Consider the following 19751-nt stretch of genomic DNA (forward strand, 5'->3'; position numbering starts at 1 on the left):
GTGCTGCTCGCCGTGGACGTCGGCAACAGCCAGACCGTGCTGGCCACCTTCGACGGCGACCGGCGGGTCGGCTGCTGGCGGGTCACCACCCACGCGCGGGCGACGTCCGACGAGCTGCTGATGCTCTGGCGGGGGCTGCTGCGGGACACCGTCGTCACCGGCGTGGCCGCCTGCTCCACCGTCCCGGCGCTGCTGCCGGCGCTGCGCCGGCTGCTGGACTCCCTCGCCGTCCCGGTCACGCTGATCGGCCCGGGGGTGCGCACCGGCGTCCCGCTGCACGTGGACAACCCGCGGGAGGTGGGCGCGGACCGGGTGGTCACCGCGCTGGCCGCGCACGAGCTGTTCGGGAAGAAGCCCGACGGCGGCGGACGACCGGTCGTCGTCGTCGACTTCGGCACCTCGACCAACGTCGACGCCGTGGGGCCGGAGGGCCAGTTCCTGGGCGGGGCCCTGGCGCCCGGGCTCGAGGTGAGCCTGGAGGCGCTGGCGAACCGGGCCGCCCAGCTGCGCTCGGTCGAGCTGACCGTGCCGACCCACGCGATCGGCAAGAACACCGTCGCGGCGCTGCAGTCCGGCGTGGTGCTGGGCTTCGCCGGTCTGGTCGACGGGCTCGTCGCGCGGATCGCCGCGGAGCTCGTCGCCCAGTTCGGCGAGCCGCCGGTGGTCGTGGCGACCGGCGGGCTGCACCCGCTGGTGGTGGACAGCTGCCGGTCGATCAGCGAGCGTGAGCCGGATCTCACCGTGCACGGCCTGCGGCTGGCCTTCGAGCGCCACCAGGCCAGCGGTGGAGGGACGGCCTCCACCCGCCCGTAGGCTCGTCGCCGTGAGTGAGGAACTTCCCGGCCAGGTCGCAGCGCCCGAGGACGAGCTGCCCGAGCAGCTGCGGGTCCGGCGGGCCAAGCTCGACCGGCTCCGGGAGTCCGGGATCGACCCCTACCCCGTCGTCGTGGCCCGCACCGCCAGCCTGGCCGACGTCCGCGCCGAGCACCCCGACCTCGAGCCGGACACCATGACCGGCGAGCAGGTGGGCGTCACCGGACGGGTGATCTTCTCCCGCAACACCGGCAAGCTGTGCTTCGCGACGCTGCGCGAGGGCGACACCGAGCTGCAGGTCATGCTCTCCCGCGACCGGGTCGGGGAGGAGGCGCTCGCCGCCTGGAAGGCCGACGTCGACCTCGGTGACCACGTGCTCGTCACCGGTGAGGTCGGGACGTCGCGACGCGGGGAGCTGTCGGTCTTCGCCGACTCGTGGCAGCTCGCGGCCAAGGCGCTGCGCCCGCTGCCGGTGGCGCACAAGCCGATGAGCGAGGAGCTGCGGGTCCGCCGTCGGTACGTCGACCTCATCGTGCGCGACGAGGCGCGCCGGACCGTCCAGGAACGGGCCGCGGTGATGAGCTCGCTGCGGGCGGGTCTCACCGGCCGCGGTTTCCTCGAGGTCGAGACGCCGATGCTGCAGACGGTGCACGGCGGCGCCGCCGCACGGCCGTTCCGGACGCACATGAACGCGTTCGACCTCGACCTCTACCTGCGCATCGCACCCGAGTTGTTCCTCAAGCGCTGCATCGTCGGCGGGCTGGACCGCGTGTTCGAGATCAATCGGAACTTCCGCAACGAGGGCGCCGACTCCTCGCACTCCCCGGAGTTCGCGATGCTGGAGTTCTACGCCGCCTACGGTGATTACTCCGACGGCGCGCGCATCACGCGCGAGCTCATCCAGGAATGCTGCGCGGCGCTGTTCGGTGACCACGTGGCACGTCATCACGACGGCACGGAACTGGACCTGTCCGGGGAGTGGCCGCAGATCCCGCTCTACACCGCGGTGTCGCAGGCGGTGGGGGAGGAGGTCACCCCGCAGACGCCGGTCGACCGGCTGCACGCCCTCGCCGCCGCCCACGACGTCGGCACCGACCCGGCGTGGCTGCCGGGCAAGGTCGTCGAGGAGGTCTTCGAGGCGCTGGTGCAGCACACGCTGCAGGCACCGACGTTCGTCGTCGACTACCCGCTGGACACCTCGCCGCTGACCCGTGCGCACCGCTCGGAGCCCGGTCTGGCCGAGAAGTGGGACCTCTACATCGGCGGGATCGAGCGCGGCACCGGGTACTCCGAGCTCGTGGACCCGGTGGCCCAGCGCGAGCGGTTCACCCAGCAGGCGCTGCTGGCCGCCGCCGGCGACCCCGAGGCGATGGTGCTGGACGAGGACTTCCTGGAGGCGCTCGAGTACGGGATGCCGCCGACCGCCGGGGTCGGGATGGGCATCGACCGGCTCATGATGACGCTCACCGGATTGGGCATCCGGGAGACGATCCTGTTCCCCCTGGTGCGTCCGCTGCACCAATAGCGTCACCTGTTCGGAGGCATTCTGTCGGCATTTGCACCGATATTGGTGCAAAAGCGGGCCGATGTGGTGGAATGGGGCCGTCGACCACGGGGCGGTAATACGACACTCCACATGTCCGGCGAATAGGAAGCAGCGAACACAATGGCACGCAAGGTCCAGGTCATCTTGAGCGACGACCTCGATGACAGCATCTCCGCTGACGAGACCGTCTCCTTCGCCCTCGACGGGACGACGTACGAGATCGACCTCTCCGAGAAGAACGCGAACGAGATGCGCGACGTGCTCGGCAAGTACGTCTCGGCTGCCCGCAAGGTCAGCAGCCGCGGCACCCGCGCCTCCGGTGCCGGCCGTTCCCGCGCGACCGGTGGCGGCGGCGGGGGCCGGATGGACCGCGAGCAGGCCGGCGCCATCCGCGAGTGGGCCCGCAAGAACGGCCACGAGGTGAGCGACCGCGGCCGCATCCCGGCCAGCGTCGTCGAGGCCTTCGAAGCCGCGCACTGAGCCCTGACGGCCTCCCTGCGAGGGGCCGTTCCAGCACGTCGCACGGCCCGGCGCCCCTCTGTGGGGTGCCGGGCCGTCGTGCGTTCCGGGGTGGGGCGGGTGGGGCGGAGGGGGCAGGCGTCCGCTGACGGCGTAAAGGCGGCGGAACACCCTCAGTGGGACGACAGTTGTGTCCATCGAGCCGCCCCGCCGGTCCGACGGCATCATGTCGACGCCGGGTGGGTGGTGCGATCTACAGTGGAACGACCGGTGCCCCAGCGCGCCGACGTACGTCGGGTGTCCACCGTCCCCTGCCGGGGACACGAGCACAGCAGGTCCAGCCGGTCAGAGGGAGATACAGCAGATGTTCGAACGGTTCACCGACCGAGCCCGTCGCGTGGTCGTCCTGGCCCAAGAAGAGGCCCGGATGCTCAACCACAACTACATCGGCACCGAGCACATCCTCCTGGGCCTGATCCACGAGGGTGAGGGTGTCGCCGCCAAGGCGCTGGAGTCCCTCGGCATCTCGCTGGAGGGCGTGCGCCAGCAGGTCGAGGAGATCATCGGCCAGGGCCAGCAGGCCCCGTCCGGCCACATCCCCTTCACCCCGCGCGCCAAGAAGGTCCTGGAGCTGTCGCTCCGCGAGGCGCTGCAGCTCGGCCACAACTACATCGGCACCGAGCACATCCTGCTGGGCCTGATCCGCGAGGGCGAGGGCGTCGCCGCCCAGGTCCTGGTCAAGCTGGGTGCCGACCTCAACCGCGTCCGCCAGCAGGTCATCCAGCTGCTGAGCGGCTACCAGGGCAAGGAGCCCGCCGCTGCCGGCGGCCCTGCCGAGGGCACCCCGTCGACCTCGCTGGTCCTCGACCAGTTCGGCCGCAACCTCACCCAGGCCGCCCGCGACGGCAAGCTCGACCCGGTCATCGGCCGGGCCAAGGAGATCGAGCGGGTCATGCAGGTGCTGTCCCGCCGCACCAAGAACAACCCCGTCCTGATCGGCGAGCCCGGCGTCGGCAAGACCGCCGCCGTCGAGGGCCTGGCCCAGGCGATCGTCAAGGGCGAGGTGCCCGAGACGCTGAAGGACAAGCAGCTCTACACCCTCGACCTCGGTGCCCTCGTCGCCGGTTCCCGCTACCGCGGTGACTTCGAGGAGCGGCTCAAGAAGGTCCTCAAGGAGATCCGCACCCGCGGCGACATCATCCTGTTCATCGACGAGATCCACACCCTCGTCGGTGCCGGTGCTGCCGAGGGCGCGATCGACGCGGCGAGCATCCTCAAGCCGATGCTGGCCCGTGGTGAGCTGCAGACCATCGGTGCCACCACGCTCGACGAGTACCGCAAGCACCTGGAGAAGGACGCCGCTCTCGAGCGCCGCTTCCAGCCGATCCAGGTGAGCGAGCCGACGCTGGCCCACACGATCGAGATCCTCAAGGGCCTGCGCGACCGCTACGAGGCGCACCACCGGATCAGCATCACCGACAACGCCCTCGTGGCCGCCGCGACGCTGGCCGACCGGTACATCTCCGACCGCTTCCTCCCGGACAAGGCGATCGACCTGATCGACGAGGCCGGCGCCCGGATGCGGATCAAGCGGATGACCGCCCCGCCGGACCTGCGCGAGTTCGACGACCGGATCTCCGGCATCCGCCGGGAGAAGGAGTCGGCGATCGACGCCCAGGACTTCGAGAAGGCCGCGTCTCTCCGCGACAAGGAGAAGCAGCTGCTGGGCGAGAAGTCCGAGCGCGAGAAGCAGTGGAAGGCCGGCGACATGGACGTCGTCGCCGAGGTCGACGACGAGCAGATCGCCGAGGTCCTGGCGAACTGGACGGGCATCCCGGTCTTCAAGCTGACCGAGGAGGAGACCACCCGTCTCCTGCGCATGGAGGATGAGCTCCACAAGCGCATCATCGGCCAGGAAGAGGCCATCAAGAGCGTCAGCCAGGCGATCCGGCGCACGCGGGCGGGCCTCAAGGACCCCCGTCGTCCCGGTGGCTCCTTCATCTTCGCCGGCCCCTCGGGTGTCGGTAAGACGGAGCTGGCGAAGGCGCTGGCCCAGTTCCTGTTCGGTGAGGACGACGCCCTCATCCAGATCGACATGGGCGAGTTCCACGACAAGTTCACCGTGTCGCGGCTCGTCGGTGCCCCTCCCGGCTACGTCGGTTACGACGAGGGTGGCCAGCTGACCGAGAAGGTCCGGCGCAAGCCGTTCTCGGTGGTCCTCTTCGACGAGATCGAGAAGGCGCACGCCGATGTCTTCAACACGCTGCTGCAGGTGCTGGAGGACGGCCGGCTGACCGACGGGCAGGGCCGGATCGTGGACTTCAAGAACACGATCCTGATCCTGACCACGAACCTCGGGACGCGGGACATCTCCAAGGCGGTCGGCCTGGGCTTCCAGTCCGGGAACGACACGACCAGCAACTACGAGCGGATGAAGCAGAAGGTCAACGAGGAGCTCAAGCAGCACTTCCGGCCGGAGTTCCTCAACCGCATCGACGACATCGTCGTGTTCCACCAGCTGACCGAGGACGAGATCGTCCACATCGTCGACCTGATGCTCAACCGGGTCGAGACGCAGCTGTCGAACAAGGACATGTCGCTCGAGGTCACCCCGGCGGCGAAGAAGCTGCTGGCGGCCCGCGGGTTCGACCCGGTGCTGGGCGCCCGTCCGCTGCGTCGGACGATCCAGCGCGAGATCGAGGACACGCTCTCCGAGAAGATCCTCTACGGCGAGATCGCCTCCGGGCAGATCATCGTGGTGGACGTCGAGGAGAACGCGGACCCAACCCAGTCGACCTTCACCTTCCGGGGTGAGGCCAAGCCGGTCGACCTGCCCGACACCCCGCCGGTGGCCCTCACGGCCCCCGACGCGGACGACGACGGTCCGGCGGCCCAGGCCGCCGAGTAACCGGAGCCAGCACGGCAGAGGGCCGTCACCCGCACCGCGGGTGGCGGCCCTCTGCCGTGCTCCGGCCCGGCACCGCGCTCTCGCGCGATCAAGCACCGCGCTTTCGCGCGATCAAGCACCGCGCTTTCGCGCGATCAAGCACCGCGCTTTCGCGCGATCAAGCACCGTGCTCTCGTGCCATGAAGCGCGGGTCTCGGACAACGCAGATCTCGAGCGGTGGAGTTGGAGGGAGACGGCGGGATGGCGCGGGGTGACCACCCGATGCGGACGCCGGTCTACGGCGGGCTGCTGATCGCCGCCGCGATGATCGGCGCGACGCTGGCCGTCTCCGGTGGCCAGACCTGGCCGGGGTGGGCGCGGGTCGTGGTCTACGTGGTGGCCGTCGTGGCGATCCTGGGCGGGGCCCTGCTCACCCTCCGGGACCGCACCCCGCCGCGGCGGCCCCGCCGCTGACCCGCCGGGCAGGCGGTCAGCTGGGAAGGGCGAACCGGCCGTCCTCGGTCTGGACGACGAGACCGTCGACCAGCAGCGAGTCCAGGCAGCGGGAGCGCTGGACGGCGTCCTCCCACGCCGGGACCAGGGCGTCCGGGTCGACCGGCTCGTGGGCCGCGCGCAGCACGTCGAGCAGTCGGCCGCGCACCTGCCGGTCGGTGCCGGCGAACCGCTGCACCCGCTTCGGTGGGCCGTCGTGCGCCGGGTACCCCGCGAGCCGCCAGGCGCAGCGGTCGCGCACCGGGCACGCGGCGCAGCGGGGCGTCCCGGCCACGCAGACCAGCGCCCCCAGCTCCATCACGGCCACCGAGAACCGCACGGCCCGCTCGTCGTCCACGGGGGCCAGCGCGGTGATGTCCAGCAGGTCGGCGGCGCGGGCAGGTGCCGCCTCGGCCCGCCCGTGCACCAGCCGCGCGACGACCCGGCGCACGTTGGTGTCCACCACCGCCTGGCGTCGTCCGTGGCCGAAGCAGGACACCGCCCGGGCGGTGTACGTCCCGATCCCGGGCAGCGCCTCCAGCTCGTCGACCTCGGCGGGGACGACGCCGGCGTGCCGTGCGGTGATCGCGACGGCCGCCTCCCGCAGCCGCAGCGCGCGGCGGGGGTAGCCGAGCTTGCCCCAGGCGCGGATCACCTCGGCCGGGCTCGCGGCCGCCATCGCCGCGGGGGTGGGCCACCGGGCCAGCCACTCCCGCCAGACGGGCTCCACGCGCGCCACCGGGGTCTGCTGCAGCATCACCTCGCTGACCAGGACGGCCCACGGGTCGGTGCCCGACTCGCGCCACGGGAGGTCCCGCGCCGCACCGGCGTACCAGTCCACGACCACCTCGCCCACCGGCTCGTCGCTCGGACCGGGCAGGGGGACGGCGGAGGGCGCGCTGCTCACGACCGCCCAGTGTGCCCCCGCTCGTCCGCGAGGCCCGCACGACACCCGTCCACCACGGTGGGTGATCGGGTCCATGGGATCCGGTGACAACCGTGTGACCTGGGCAGACGCGCTGCGTCGTGGCGTGGCGTGGCGTGCGGTCGCCGGGTGGAGCGGCGGCTAGCGTCGGCACGTGCTCCACCCGGTCGGCCCGCTGCCCACCGCCGTCTACTGGCGGCGGCGCCTCCTGGTGCTCGTCGGCACCCTGGGCGTGCTCGGCGGCGGCAGCTGGCTCGGCGTCGCCGCGGCCACCGGCGGCTCGACCGGCGCGGACCCGGCGTCGGACTCGCTGGCCGCGGCCGGGGCGACCGCCGACGCGCCCACCCCCGCGCTGGAGCAGGTGCTGCCCTCGTTGGCCGCCGTCGAGGTCCCCACCGCGGCGCCGACCACGTCGGCCCCGGCTCCGGCCCCCAGCGCCGCGCCGGCCGGGCCGGTCGCCGGCGGACCCTGCACCGACGACATGATCTCGGTCGACGTCCGCCCGGAGGTCCCGAGCAGCCCGGTGGGCGGCAAGCCGACGTTCGACCTCGTGGTCACCAACACGTCACCGGTCGCCTGCGTGCGGGCGCTGGACAAGGGCCTGCAGGAGATCGTGCTGCTCGACGGGGCAGGCGACCGGCTGTGGGGCAGCAACGACTGCTTCCCGGAGGCGAGCTCGGACACCCGGACGCTGCAGCCGGGTGAGGCCGTGGTGTTCCCGGTGCTGTGGAGCGGGCTGAGCAGCGCCCCCGGCTGCACCGCCGACCGGACGACGCCCGGGCCGGGCAGCTACGTGCTCCGCGGCCGGCTGGACACCAAGGCCAGCGGCGACGCCGCCTTCACCCTCACCTGACGGCCCCGGCGCAGGGGCCCGCGCTGAGCCTGCGAAGCGTGGGGGCGGCGGGGTCCTTCGTCTAGCTGTATCGGTCGAGGATGGAGGTCTCGGCGAGCCGGGACAGCCCCTCGCGGATGCCGCGGGCGCGGGCCTCGCCGACGCCCTCCACGGCCAGCAGGTCCTCGATGGTGGCGGCCAGCAGCTTCTGCAGCCCGCCGAAGTGCGCCACCAGGCGGTCGATGATGCCGGCCGGCAGCCGGGGCACCCGGGCCAGCAGCCGGTAGCCGCGGGGGCTCACCGGGGAGTCCAGCGCGTCGGGGGAGGTGGGCAGGCCGTAGCAGCGGGCCACCGCGGACAGGTCGAGCAGCTCGGTGGCCGACAGCGCCCGCAGGTCGGCGAGCACCTCCTCACCGGAGCGGTTCCGCCGCCCGCTGGGCAGGTAGTCGCGGACCAGGAGCCCGCGGTCCTCCTCGACGCCGGCGAGCATCTCGTCCAGCTGCAGGGCGAGCAGCCGGCCGTCGGTGCCCAGCTCGACGACGAAGCCCTCGATCTCGTCGGCGATCCGGCGGACCATCTCCAGCCGCTGGCTGACGCTCATCGCGTCCCGGACGGTGACCAGGTCCTCGATCTCCAGCGCCGACAGCGTGGAGGCGACCTCGTCCAGCCGCAGCTTGTAGCGCTCGAGGGCGGCCAGGGCCTGGTTGGCCCGCGCCAGGATCGTGGTCGGGTGCTCCAGGGTGTACCGGCGGCCGGCCACGTAGACCGAGATGATGTGCATCGACTGGCTGACCGAGATCACCGGGAAGTCGGTCTGCAGCGCCACCCGCTCGGCGGTGCGGTGCCGGGTGCCGGACTCCTCCGTGGGGATGGTCGGGTCGGGCATCAGGTGCACCCCGGCGCGGACGATCCGGGTGCCGTCGTAGGAGACGATCACCGCGCCGTCCATCTTGGCGAGCTCGCGGAGTCGGGTGGCCGACAGCGCCACGTCGAGGGCGAAGCCGCCGGTGCACAGCGACTCGACGACCCGGTCGTAGCCGAGGACGATGAGCGCTCCCGTACGGCCGGCCAGGATCCGCTCCAGACCGTCCCGGAGAGCGGTGCCGGGGGCGATCCGACCGAGCAGTTCCCGCAACGAGGCCTCAGGGTCCACAGCGGGTGGCACGTGCGCTCCTGACGGTCGGGCGGTACGGGGGCCGATTCTACGGTGCGGGCACGAGGCGACGACCACCTCGGGTCCTCCGAGGGTGTGACCGGGCCGTCCGGCGGTGCCGGAGAGTCACCACAGGCGCGCGATCGCGCCCCCGAGGTCGGCCACCTCGACCAGCCGCATCCCCTTGGGTGCCGGGCCGGAGTCCTCGGGCACGAGGGCGGCGGTGTAGCCCTGCCGGGCGGCCTCGGCGAGCCGCCGGGCGGTGCCGCCGACCCGGCGGATCTCCCCGGACAGTCCGACCTCGCCCAGCGCGATCAGCCCCGCGGGCACCGGCCGGTCCTTCGACGCCGAGGCGATGGCCAGGGCGAGCGCGAGGTCGGCGGCGGGCTCGAGGATCCGCACCCCGCCGACGGAGGCGGCGAAGACGTCGGCGTCGGCCAGCCGCACCCCGCCGCGGCGCTCGACGACGGCGTTGACCATCGCCACCCGCTGCGAGTCCAGCCCGCTGACCGCGCGGCGCGGCGAGCCGCCGCCACCGGAGGAGGCGACCAGCGCCTGCACCTCCGCCAGCAGGGGTCGGCTGCCCTCCATCGTCACGGTGACGCAGCTGCCGGGCACCGGCGCCGAGCGGCGGGAGACGAACAGGTGGGACGGGTCGGGGACGCCGACCACGCCGCCGTCGCCGATCTCGAAGCAGCCGATCTCGTCGGCCGGGCCGAAGCGGTTCTTGGTGGCCCGCACCAGGCGCAGCGTCGAGTGCCGCTCGCCGTCGAAGGAGATGACCACGTCGACCAGGTGCTCCAGGGCGCGCGGGCCGGCGATCGCGCCGTCCTTGGTGACGTGGCCGACCAGGATGACGGTCATGTTCCGGCTCCGGGCCACCGCGCTCAGCGCGGTCGCGACCGCGCGGACCTGGGTGGCGCCGCCGTCGGTGCCGTCGACGGCGGGGGAGCGGACGGTCTGCACGCTGTCGAGCACGAGGAGGGTGGGGGCGACGTCCTCCACGTGGGCGAGGACGGCGGACAGTTCGGTCTCCGCGGCGAGGTAGAGGTCGTCGTGCAGCGCGCCGATCCGCTCGGCGCGCAACCGCACCTGGGCCGCGGACTCCTCACCGGAGACCACCAGCGTCGGCCCGTTCGCGGCGGCGACCCGGTGGGCGACCTCCAGCAGCAGGGTGGACTTGCCCACGCCGGGCTCACCGGCGACCAGCAGCAGCGCCCCCGGCACCAGGCCGCCGCCGAGCACCCGGTCGAACTCGGTGATGCCGGTGGGCACGGCTCGCGCGCCGGCCAGCTCGACCTGGCCGATCGGCCGGGCCTTGGCGCTGACCGGACCGGCCGAGACCGACCGCAGCGGTGAGGAGCCGACCGCGCCGACCTCCTGGATGCTGCCCCAGGCCTGGCACTCCGGGCAGCGGCCGACCCACTTCGCCGAGGTGTAGCCGCACTCGGTGCAGCGGTGGGCGGGACGGGAGGACTTCACACCGGATGCTGGCACGCCGTCAGCGTGGCAGCGGGGTACGACAGTCCGGGGGACGGACCAGGACGGTCCGGCCCGACCGGCTCAGCCGCCGGCCTGCTCCTCCACGCCCTCGGGGCCGTGGAAGTCGAACGGCTCGCCGCGGGGGAGGTCGCGGGCAGGCGTGGCGACCGGCACCGGGACGGTGACCGAGCCGGCCTGCTCGAAGGTGAAGGTCACGTTGATCGACTGGCCCACGCCGATGTCGTCGGCGAGCCCGACCAGGGTCACCGCGGGCCCGGTGCCGCTGCCCAGGTACAGGATCCCGTCGGCCGGGACGGCGAGGTCGAGCGAGCCGCTGTTGGTGGCGGGCTCACCGGCGGCCTCGGGGTCGACGACCTCGACGCTGTCGAACTGGTCACCCTCGATGCGGACCAGCGTGTCGTCGGTCTCGGCGGAGCTGGCCACCGCGGCCAGCAGCCGGGCGCTGCTGCCCTGCGCGTACACCCCGCCGGTCGGGTAGGGCATCTCGACCGCGCGCAGGGAGAGGTCCCCGACGTTGGTCATCGCCCCGGTCTTGTCCCGGTTCTGCTCGGCGGTCTGGGCGACCTGGCCGGCGCTGCAGGCGCCCAGCGCCACGGGGGTGAGCAACAGGGCAGCCGTCGCGGCAGCGCGCAGTCCGCGGTTCACAGGGGGTCGACCTCCAGAGGACGTGCCGGTCACCGTGTGCTCCGGTGACACGAGTCGCGGTGAGCCTAACCGTCCCCACAGGATGTCCGCTGGGAGGTGCGGCAGATGGCGGCACGGTCGGGCAGCGGTGGCGGCGGGGAGATGCCGGGCGACGGGGACCCCGCGCTCGGGGACTTCCCGGGCCGGGCACCGGGGACCCGCCGCTGGTTGTTCGCCGACCAGCTGGGGCCGCACTTCCTGGACGCCCCGGACCAGCCCGTGCTGCTCGTCGAGTCGCGGGCGGTCTTCCGCCGCCGCCGGTTCCACCGGCAGAAGGCGCACCTGCTGCTGTCCGCCCTCCGGCACCGCGCGGCCCAGCTCGGCGACCAGGCGGTCTTCCTGCAGACCGACACCTACGCCGAGGCGCTGGACCAGGTGGCCGAGCCGCTGTCGGTGTGCGCACCGACCACCTGGCCGGCCCGCGACTTCGTGCTGCGCCGTCCGGGGCTGACCGTGCTCGAGGCGCGCGGGTTCGTCACCCGGCAGGCCGACTTCCGGCGCTGGGCGGGCGGCCGCACGCGCGAACGGCTGCTGATGGACGACTTCTACCGCACCGCACGCCGGGTGCACGACGTCCTCATGGACGGCGCGGAGCCGGCCGGCGGCACCTGGAACCTCGACCACGACAACCGGGAACCGCCGCCGGCCGACGGACGGGTCCCCGCGCCGCCGCCGTGGCTGCCGGTCGAGGACGAGATCGACGCGCAGGTCCGCGCCGACCTGGACCGCTGGGTGGCCGACGGGGACGTGGCCTTCGTCGGCGACGACGGCCCCCGGCTGTTCCCGGTCACCGCTGCCGAGACCGAGGAGCGGCTGGCCGACTTCCTCACCCACCGGCTGCGGGCGTTCGGGCCGCACGAGGACGCGATGCTGGCCGGCGACCCGTGGCTGGCCCACTCGATGCTGTCGGCGTCGCTCAACCTGGGGCTGGTCGACCCGGCCGACGTCGTCCACCGCGCCGAGCTGGCCTGGCGGGAGTCGGTCGCGGCCGGCGACCCGCTGCCGCTGAACTCCGTGGAGGGCTTCGTCCGCCAGGTGATGGGCTGGCGCGACTGGATCTGGCACCTGTACTGGCAGCTGGGCCGGGAGTACCGGCACGGCAACGCGCTCGAGGCGCACGAGGACGTGCCGGGCTGGATGGGCGAGCTGGCGGCCGAGGAGGTCGACGCGAACTGCCTGTCCTCGGTGCTCTCCGACGTCCGCGAGCGCGGCTGGGTGCACCACATCCCGCGGCTGATGGTGCTGGGCAACTACGCGCTGCAGCGCGGGATCGAGCCGCTGGCGATCACCGACTGGTTCCACCGGGTGTTCCTCGACGGCTACGACTGGGTGATGGTGGCCAACGTCGTCGGGATGAGCCAGCACGCCGACGGCGGGGTGCTGGCCACCAAGCCCTACGCGGCGGGCGGTGCCTACATCGACCGGATGAGCGACTACTGCGGCGGCTGCCGGTACGACCCGAAGAAGCGCCTGGGCGAGGACGCCTGCCCGTTCACCGCCGGCTACTGGTCCTTCCTGGACCGCAACCGGGAGCGGCTGGCCGACAACCGGCGGATGCGCCAGCCGCTGGCCGGGCTGGGCCGGCTGAAGGACCTGGAGGCGGTCGTGGGGCAGGAGCGGGTGCGCGGCACCGAGGCGCCCTAGCCCAGGGCGGCACCGCCGGCGACCAGCAGGACGACGTCGAGCACGGTCAGCAGCAGCACGGCGGGGAAGGCGAGCCGGCGTGCCCGCGGGCTGCCGGCCAGCGCGGCGACGACGACGGCCGGCACGGCGAGCACGCCGGCCGCCCTTTCGAGCGCGCTGGGCGGCCCCGCCGGGCCGAGCACCAGCAGCAGCGACGCCGCGCCGAGCAGCACCGCCCCGGCGACCGCCGAGGGCACCGGACCCACCCGGTGCGGCAGGCCGCGGACGCCGGTGGCGAGGTCGTCGGCGACGTCGGGGGCGACGTTGGCCACGTGCGCGGCCCCGCCGAGCGCCGCGCCGGCGGCGACCAGCCACCACGGCGCAGCCGGCGTGCCCGGCGCCGCGGCGACCACGCCGGCGGGCAGGGCACCGAAGCCGGTCAGGTAGGGGAGCGGGGAGAGCGCCGTGCGCTTGAGACCGGCGTCGTAGGCCCAGCCGCTGGCGACGAGCACCAGCAGCAGGAGACCGGGGACGACGCCCAGCAGCAGGGACAGGACGACGGCGACGGCGACCGCGGTCAGCGCCGCCGTGCGCAGCGTCGCCGGTGTGACGACGCCCTGCACGACCGGTTTGTCCTGCCTGCCGACCGCGCGGTCGCGGTCGGCGTCCAGCCAGTCGTTGCACCAGCCGATGGAGGCCTGACCTGCGAGGACGGCCGCGCCGACCAGGACGGTGCGGCCCGGGGTGACCCCGGCGGCGACCGCCAGCAGGACGGCGACGGCGCTCACCGCGAGGGCCGGCTCGAGGTGCGTCGCGCGGGCCAGGGCGACCCCGCGCCGCACCGGGCCGGTGCGTCCCGCGGCGCCGGTCACCTGCACACCCACCGCCTCCTGTCAAGAGCGAGCTGACCTCGGTCGAGCCGCTGACCTGCACTTTTGTCGGACTTCGCCGAGCCGGACGGCATTCTGCCGTGGTAACCTGGGGACAGCGAAAGGGGTCACATCCACATGGGCTTCACTGTTGGCGAGACCGTTGTCTACCCGCACCACGGCGCTGCGCTCATCGAGGCGATCGAGCAGCGGACCATCAAGGGCGTCGAAAAGCGTTACCTCGTGCTCAAGGTCGCCCAGGGCGACCTGACCGTGCGCGTGCCGGCGGACAACGCCGAGATCGTCGGCGTCCGCGACGTCGTCGGCCAGGACGGCCTGAACAAGGTCTTCGAGGTGCTGCGCGCGCCGCACACCGAGGAGCCGACCAACTGGTCGCGGCGCTACAAGGCCAACCTCGAGAAGCTGGCCTCCGGTGACGTGAACAAGGTCGCCGAGGTCGTGCGTGACCTCTGGCGGCGCGACAAGGACCGCGGCCTGTCCGCGGGCGAGAAGCGCATGCTGTCGAAGGCCCGTCAGATCCTGGTCAGCGAGCTCGCGCTGGCCGAGGGGACCAACGAGGACAAGGCCGAGCTGCTGCTCGACGAGGTCCTCGCCTCCTGATCCCCCTGCTCCACCCCCGAGACACCCAGACCACTCCCGTGCACGCTGTCGGCATCGTCGCAGCGGCCGGGAGTGGTCTGCGTCTGGGGGCAGAACTGCCGAAGGCGCTGGTCCCGCTCGGTGGCCGCCCGCTGGTCTGCTGGGCCGTCGAGTCGCTGCGCGCCGGCGGGGTCGCCGAGGTCGTCGTGGCCGTGCCGGGGCCGCAGCGGGCCGCCTTCACCGCGGTCCTCCCGGGCGATGTGCACGTCGTGCTCGGTGGTGACACCCGCACCGCCTCGGTCCGGGCCGCGCTGGCCGCCGCCCGTGAGCACGCCGACGCCGTGCTGGTGCACGACGCCGCCCGACCGCTGACCCCGCCGGACGTCGTCGCCCGGGTGCTGGCGGCGCTGGCGGCCGGCGCGGCCGCCGTCGTCCCGGTGCTGCCGGTCGTCGACACCACCGTGGTCGTGGACGACGACGGGGTGGTCAGCGCCGACGTCGCCCGGGCCCACCTCCGCCGGGTGCAGACCCCGCAGGGCTTCGACCGGGCGACCCTGGTCGCCGCCTACGCCGCCGCGCACGGCACCGCAGCGGAGTTCACCGACGACGCCTCGGTGGTCCGCGCTGCCGGCATCCCGGTGCACACCGTCGCCGGCGACGAGCGCGCCGCCAAGATCACCGTGGCACACGACCTCCGGCTCGCGGAGCTGCAACTGTGACGGCCCTGCCCCGGGTCGGCATCGGCACCGACGTGCACCCGATCGAGGCCGGCCGGGCCTGCTGGCTGGCCGGGCTGGAGTGGCCGGGCGTCGACGGCTGCGCGGGTCACTCCGACGGCGACGTCGTCGCGCACGCCCTCACCGACGCGGTGCTGTCGGCCGCCGGGCTCGGCGACATCGGCGGCCTGCTCGGCACCGACGACCCGCGCTGGGCCGGTGCCCGCGGGGCCGACGTGCTCGCCCACGTCCGGGAGGTGCTCGCCGCCGCCGGCTGGGAGGTGGGCAACGCCGCCGTGCAGCTGATCGGCACCACCCCGAAGGCGTCGCCGCGGCGGGCGGAGGCCGAGGCCGTGCTGTCGGCAGCGCTCGGCGCACCGGTCAGCGTCACCGCGACCACGACCGACGGCCTGGGCCTCACCGGGCGCGGTGAGGGCCGGGCAGCGGTGGCCACCGCGCTCGTGGTCCGGAGCACTGCCGCGCCGCCCGTAGAATCGACCGGGTGACCCTCCGCCTGTACGACACGGCCGTGCGTGCCGTGCGCGACTTCACGCCCCTGCGTGCAGGACGGGTCTCCATGTACGTCTGCGGCCTGACCGTGCAGGGGCCGCCGCACATCGGGCACGTCCGCTTCGCCCTCGCCTTCGACGTGCTCCGCCGCTGGCTGCTGCACTCCGGCTCCGAGGTGACTTACATCCGCAACGTCACCGACGTCGACGACAAGATCCTCGCCAAGTCCGCCGCCGCCGGGGAGCCGTGGTGGGCCTGGGCCTACGAGAACGAGCGGGCCGCCACCCGCGCCTACGAGGTGCTCGGGACGCTGCCGCCGACCTACGAGCCGCGGGCGACCGGTCACGTGCCGGAGATGGTCGAGCTGATCGGTCTGCTCATCGACCGCGGCCACGCCTACGCCGTCGACGGCGACGTCTACTTCGACGTCCGGTCCTTCCCCGGCTACGGCGAGCTGTCCGGTCAGCGGCTCGGCGAGCTGCAGGCGGCCGCGGACACCGAGACCGACGAGCGCAAGCGCGACCCGCGCGACTTCGCGCTGTGGAAGGCGCACAAGCCCGGCGAGCCGGAGACCGCGTCCTGGCCGACGCCGTGGGGTCGCGGCCGGCCGGGCTGGCACCTGGAGTGCTCGGCGATGGCGGAGAAGTACCTGGGCCCGGAGTTCGACGTCCACGGCGGCGGGCTGGACCTGCGCTTCCCGCACCACGAGAACGAGCGCGCCCAGTCCCAGGCCGCCGGTCACGGGTTCGCCCGCTACTGGCTGCACAACGCCTGGGTGACCATGGGCGGCGAGAAGATGAGCAAGTCGCTGGGCAACACACTGCTGGTCGACGAGGTCGTCCAGCGGGTCCGCCCGGTCGAGCTGCGCTACTACCTCGTCGCGCCCCACTACCGCTCCATGATCGAGTACACCGAGGCGGCGCTCGAGGAGGCCGGGGTGGCCTACCGGCGGCTGGAGAGCTTCGTGCGCCGGGCCGCCGAGCGGGTCGGTCCGGACGGCGGCAAGCCGGTGCTCGCCGAGGCGTTCAGCGCGGCGATGGACGACGACCTGGCCACCCCGGCCGCCGTCGCCGCCGTGCACGAGGCGGTCACCGCCGGGAACACCGCGCTGGCCGACGGCGACGACGCCGCGGTCGCCGCCGCCCTGGGGTCGGTGCGCGCCATGCTCGGCGTGCTCGGCCTGGACCCGCTCGACCCGCAGTGGGCCACCGCGGGCGGGGACCAGCGCCTCGCCGCGGCCACCGACGGCCTGGTGCAGCTCGCGCTGGAGCAGCGCGCGGCCGCCCGGGCCCGCAAGGACTACGCGTCAGCTGACGCGATCCGGAACCAGCTCGGCGCCCTGGGCGTGCAGGTCGAGGACACCCCCCAGGGCACACGATGGGAGCTGACCAGCTGATGGCCGGCAACAGCCAACGACGCGGCCGCTCGGCCGGCGCCGGCAAGAAGACCGCCACCGCCGGGACCGGCGGCAAGAACCGCCGGTCGCTGGCCGGCCGGGGCGCGACCCCGCCGGCCTCGGCCCGGCCGCACCACCCCGCCTACAAGAAGGCGCAGGCCGACGCCGCCCGCCGGGACAACCGGGCCCGGGTCCAGCGCCGCAACGAGGAGCAACCCGAGCTGCTGCTCGGCCGCAACCCGGTGCTCGAGGCGCTGCGCGCGGCGATCCCGGCGACGGCGCTCTACGTCGTCACCGGCGACACGACCCGCGGCGGCACCGACGAGCGGATCACCGAGTCCGTGCAGCTGGCCGCCGACCGCGGGCTGCCGCTGCTCGAGGTCGGCAAGGCCGAGTTCGACCGGATGTCGGCCGGGGCGCTGCACCAGGGCATCGGGCTGATGGTGCCGCCGTACGAGTACGCGCACCCCGACGACCTGCTCGACATCGCCCGCAACTCCGGTCGCCCGCCGCTGCTGGTGGCGCTGGACGGGGTCACCGACCCGCGGAACCTGGGCGCGATCATCCGCTCGGCCGCGGCGTTCGACGCGCACGGCGTCGTCGTGCCCGAGCGCCGCGCGGTCGGCATGACCGGCTCGGCCTGGCGCACCAGCGCCGGCGCCGCCGCCCGGCTGCAGGTCGCCCGGGCCACCAACCTGGCCCGCTCGCTCGGCTCCTACCAGGACGCCGGCCTGCAGACCGTGGGGTTGGCGGCCGACGGCGACATGACCGTGCACGACTACGACGGCTTCGCCGACCCGATCGCGCTCGTGGTCGGGGCCGAGGGCGCCGGGCTGTCACGGCTGGTCCGCGAGCGCTGCGACGTGGTGCTGTCCATCCCGATCACGAAGTCGACGGAGTCGCTGAACGTCAGCGTCGCCGCCGGCATCGCCCTGTTCGCGGCGGCGTCCGCCCGCCGGTGACGGCAGGCGGCGCCCGGCCGGTCAGGCCCGCGGGGACCAGGCCACGGCGGAGACCTCCACCAGGAACGGCGGCACGAGGCCGCAGGAGATCGTCGTCCGGATCGGCATCGGCGCGCTGAAGTACTCGCTGTAGATCCCGTTGAACTCGTCCCAGCGGGCCATCTCGGTCAGGTAGCAGGCGGTCTCGACCACCTCGCTGGGGCTGCTGCCCGCGGCCTCGAGCACGGCGACCAGGTTGTCCATCGTCGACCGGACCTGGGCACGGAAGTCGGTCAGGGAGGCCGGCCGTCCGGTCGTGTAGTCGATCCCCACGATGCCGGCGGTCCGCACGGTGTCGCCGAGCCGCACGGCGAGCGAGTAGGGGAACAGCCCGGGCAGCATGCCGGGGACGTCGGTGTGCACGGGTGCGCTCATGTCCGGACCCTAGGGCCGTCGTGTTGCCGGCACCGGCACCCGCGGGTGGGGCGGGGCCGGAGGACGCTCAGGAGAGCAGCTGGGCGATCGTGTAGATGACCAGGCCGGCCAGGCCGCCGACGACGGTGCCGTTCACCCGGATCCACTGCAGGTCGCGGCCGACCTGCAGCTCGATCCGCCGGCTGGTCTCCTCGGTGTCCCAGCGCGCCACCGTGGTGCCGACCAGCTCGGCGGCGTCCCCGGCGAAGCGCTCGACGGCCCAGCCCGCGCCGCGGCGCGCCTCGCGCTGGACGAGCTCGCGGACGGTGGGGTCCTCGGTGAGCAGCCGGGCGCCGGAGCGGATCACCGACACCATCCGGGCCCGCAGCTGGGAGTCCGGGTCGGCGGCGGCGGTGAGCACGGAGGCCTTCGCCGTCGTCCACAGCGAGCCGGACCAGGTGCGGACGGCGGGGTGCTCGAGCACCTCGGCCTTGAACTGCTCCACCCGCGCGGCCGCCTCGGGGTCGGTGCGCAGCTTGTGCACGTAGGCCCGCAGCCGGCGGTCGTACACCTGGCGGACGGGGTGCTCCGGGTCGGCGCCGACCTCGGCCAGGAAGCTGCGCAGCAGCTCGAAGACCCGGTCGAACACCTTGTCGTCGACCCAGTCGGGCACCCAGGACGGCGACGCGTCGCCCAGCCGGGTGCGGAAGACCAGCCGGTTGTCGGCGAGGAACTCGGCCAGCCCGGACAGCCCGGCGGAGAGGACCTCCTGGTGCCGGTCGCCGTCGACGGCGAGCTCGAGCACCCGGGCCAGCCCCGGCGCGGCGGGCGTCTCACGCAGCTTGCGGTCGACGAAGGCGGAGACCGTCTGCTGCACCTCGTCGTCGGCGATGAGGTCGCTCAGCGCGCCGAGGGCCGCACCGGCGTCGCCGGCCAGCCGCTCGGCCCGGCCGGGGGCGGCCAGGAACGCACCCAGCTTGCCGGGGACGTCGACGGCGTCCAGCCGCTCCTCGACCACGCGCCGGGTCAGGAAGTTCTCCTGCACGAAGGTGCCCAGGCTGGTGCCGATCTGGTCCTTCTTGCGCGGGATGATCGCGGTGTGCGGGATCGGCAGCCCCATCGGGTGCCGGAAGAGCGCGGTGACGGCGAACCAGTCGGCCAGCGCGCCGACCATCGACGCCTCGGCGGTCGCCCGCACGTAGCCGACCCAGGCGCCGGCGTCGTCCCCGACCAGCACGCACACCAGGAAGACCGCCGCGGCCAGCAGGAACAGGCCGGTGGCCAGCCGCTTCATCTTCGTCAGGTCGCGGGCGCGCTGCGGGTCGTCGAGCGCGCCGGTGAGCGGGACGGTCAGCTGGTGGCTGGGCAGCTGCGGGCTCGGCACCCGA

19 protein-coding genes are annotated in these 19751 nt (G+C 73.7%); 12 read left to right on the plus strand and 7 right to left on the minus strand.

All coding sequences use genetic code 11. The features are described from left to right. The 5 genes from MODMU_RS03590 to MODMU_RS03610 all read left to right on the plus strand — a co-directional run bounded on the left by MODMU_RS03590 (position 1) and on the right by MODMU_RS03610 (position 6179). Positions 1-813 carry a type III pantothenate kinase gene (locus MODMU_RS03590; protein WP_014738808.1) on the plus strand — a complete coding sequence of 271 codons (813 nt, stop codon included), beginning with the start codon at positions 1-3 and terminating at the stop codon, positions 811-813. A 10-nt stretch (positions 814-823) separates the two neighbouring features. After that, complete coding sequence (gene lysS, locus MODMU_RS03595) at positions 824-2338, plus strand: lysine--tRNA ligase (RefSeq protein WP_014738809.1); 1515 nt, start codon at positions 824-826, stop codon at positions 2336-2338. 141 nt (positions 2339-2479) lie between these two features. Next, positions 2480-2839, plus strand: coding sequence for a histone-like nucleoid-structuring protein Lsr2 (locus MODMU_RS03600; protein WP_014738811.1), 360 nt, complete (start codon positions 2480-2482; stop codon positions 2837-2839). A 343-nt stretch (positions 2840-3182) separates the two neighbouring features. Continuing rightward, positions 3183-5726 (plus strand): ATP-dependent Clp protease ATP-binding subunit, encoded by a 2544-nt coding sequence (locus MODMU_RS03605; RefSeq protein WP_014738812.1) that lies wholly within the window; start codon positions 3183-3185, stop codon positions 5724-5726. A 240-nt stretch (positions 5727-5966) separates the two neighbouring features. Then, a complete protein-coding gene (locus MODMU_RS03610; protein ID WP_014738813.1) occupies positions 5967-6179 on the plus strand; it encodes a hypothetical protein in 213 nt (70 codons plus the stop codon). Between the two features lie 16 nt (positions 6180-6195). On the opposite strand, the gene MODMU_RS03615 is transcribed toward MODMU_RS03610, so the two are convergent. Further along, complete coding sequence (locus MODMU_RS03615; RefSeq protein WP_014738814.1) at positions 6196-7104, minus strand: HhH-GPD family protein; 909 nt, start codon at positions 7102-7104, stop codon at positions 6196-6198. Between the two features lie 172 nt (positions 7105-7276). On the opposite strand from MODMU_RS03615, the gene MODMU_RS03620 reads away from it, so the two are divergent. Continuing rightward, complete coding sequence (locus tag MODMU_RS03620) at positions 7277-7975, plus strand: hypothetical protein (protein ID WP_014738815.1); 699 nt, start codon at positions 7277-7279, stop codon at positions 7973-7975. 61 nt (positions 7976-8036) lie between these two features. Here the strand turns inward: MODMU_RS03620 and disA are convergent, their stop codons facing one another. The 3 genes from disA to MODMU_RS03635 form a co-directional block, all read right to left on the minus strand. Next, positions 8037-9119, minus strand: coding sequence for a DNA integrity scanning diadenylate cyclase DisA (gene disA / locus MODMU_RS03625; protein ID WP_014738816.1), 1083 nt, complete (start codon positions 9117-9119; stop codon positions 8037-8039). Between the two features lie 114 nt (positions 9120-9233). Further along, the gene (radA, locus tag MODMU_RS03630; protein WP_041794918.1) at positions 9234-10604 is read right to left on the minus strand and encodes a DNA repair protein RadA; all 1371 of its coding nucleotides are present in this window, start codon (positions 10602-10604) and stop codon (positions 9234-9236) included. Between the two features lie 66 nt (positions 10605-10670). Further along, positions 10671-11255, minus strand: a complete 585-nt coding sequence (locus tag MODMU_RS03635) for a copper chaperone PCu(A)C (RefSeq protein WP_014738818.1) — start codon at positions 11253-11255, stop codon at positions 10671-10673. A gap of 105 nt (positions 11256-11360) precedes the next feature. Between MODMU_RS03635 and MODMU_RS03640 the strand changes: the two genes are divergently transcribed. Further along, entirely contained in the window at positions 11361-12938 is a 1578-nt protein-coding gene (locus MODMU_RS03640) for a cryptochrome/photolyase family protein (RefSeq protein WP_014738819.1), read from the plus strand. Here MODMU_RS03640 and MODMU_RS03645 read toward each other — a convergent pair. Further along, positions 12935-13801 carry a UbiA family prenyltransferase gene (locus MODMU_RS03645; RefSeq protein WP_014738820.1) on the minus strand — a complete coding sequence of 289 codons (867 nt, stop codon included), beginning with the start codon at positions 13799-13801 and terminating at the stop codon, positions 12935-12937. The genes MODMU_RS03640 and MODMU_RS03645 overlap by 4 nt on opposite strands. A gap of 123 nt (positions 13802-13924) precedes the next feature. Between MODMU_RS03645 and MODMU_RS03650 the strand changes: the two genes are divergently transcribed. The 5 genes from MODMU_RS03650 to rlmB are packed head-to-tail and all read left to right on the plus strand — an operon-like array spanning position 13925 to position 17970. After that, entirely contained in the window at positions 13925-14407 is a 483-nt protein-coding gene (locus MODMU_RS03650) for a CarD family transcriptional regulator (RefSeq protein WP_014738821.1), read from the plus strand. A gap of 38 nt (positions 14408-14445) precedes the next feature. Beyond that, a complete protein-coding gene (gene ispD, locus MODMU_RS03655) occupies positions 14446-15105 on the plus strand; it encodes a 2-C-methyl-D-erythritol 4-phosphate cytidylyltransferase (RefSeq protein WP_041794919.1) in 660 nt (219 codons plus the stop codon). Next, positions 15102-15608 (plus strand): 2-C-methyl-D-erythritol 2,4-cyclodiphosphate synthase, encoded by a 507-nt coding sequence (gene ispF / locus MODMU_RS03660; RefSeq protein WP_041794921.1) that lies wholly within the window; start codon positions 15102-15104, stop codon positions 15606-15608. The genes ispD and ispF overlap by 4 nt, the downstream gene beginning before the upstream one ends. Beyond that, positions 15605-17008, plus strand: coding sequence for a cysteine--tRNA ligase (gene cysS, locus MODMU_RS03665; RefSeq protein ID WP_014738822.1), 1404 nt, complete (start codon positions 15605-15607; stop codon positions 17006-17008). The genes ispF and cysS overlap by 4 nt, the downstream gene beginning before the upstream one ends. Then, entirely contained in the window at positions 16990-17970 is a 981-nt protein-coding gene (gene rlmB / locus MODMU_RS03670; RefSeq protein ID WP_231851760.1) for a 23S rRNA (guanosine(2251)-2'-O)-methyltransferase RlmB, read from the plus strand. Before cysS ends, rlmB begins: the two co-directional genes overlap by 19 nt. Positions 17971-17991: 21 nt before the next feature. On the opposite strand, the gene MODMU_RS03675 is transcribed toward rlmB, so the two are convergent. Beyond that, entirely contained in the window at positions 17992-18384 is a 393-nt protein-coding gene (locus MODMU_RS03675; protein WP_014738824.1) for a RidA family protein, read from the minus strand. Between the two features lie 67 nt (positions 18385-18451). Continuing rightward, a complete protein-coding gene (locus tag MODMU_RS03680) occupies positions 18452-19747 on the minus strand; it encodes a DUF445 domain-containing protein (protein WP_014738825.1) in 1296 nt (431 codons plus the stop codon). Positions 19748-19751 lie beyond the last annotated feature (4 nt).

It is taken from the genome of Modestobacter italicus, assembly GCF_000306785.1.
Taxonomy (GTDB): Bacteria; Actinomycetota; Actinomycetes; order Mycobacteriales; family Geodermatophilaceae; genus Modestobacter; species Modestobacter italicus.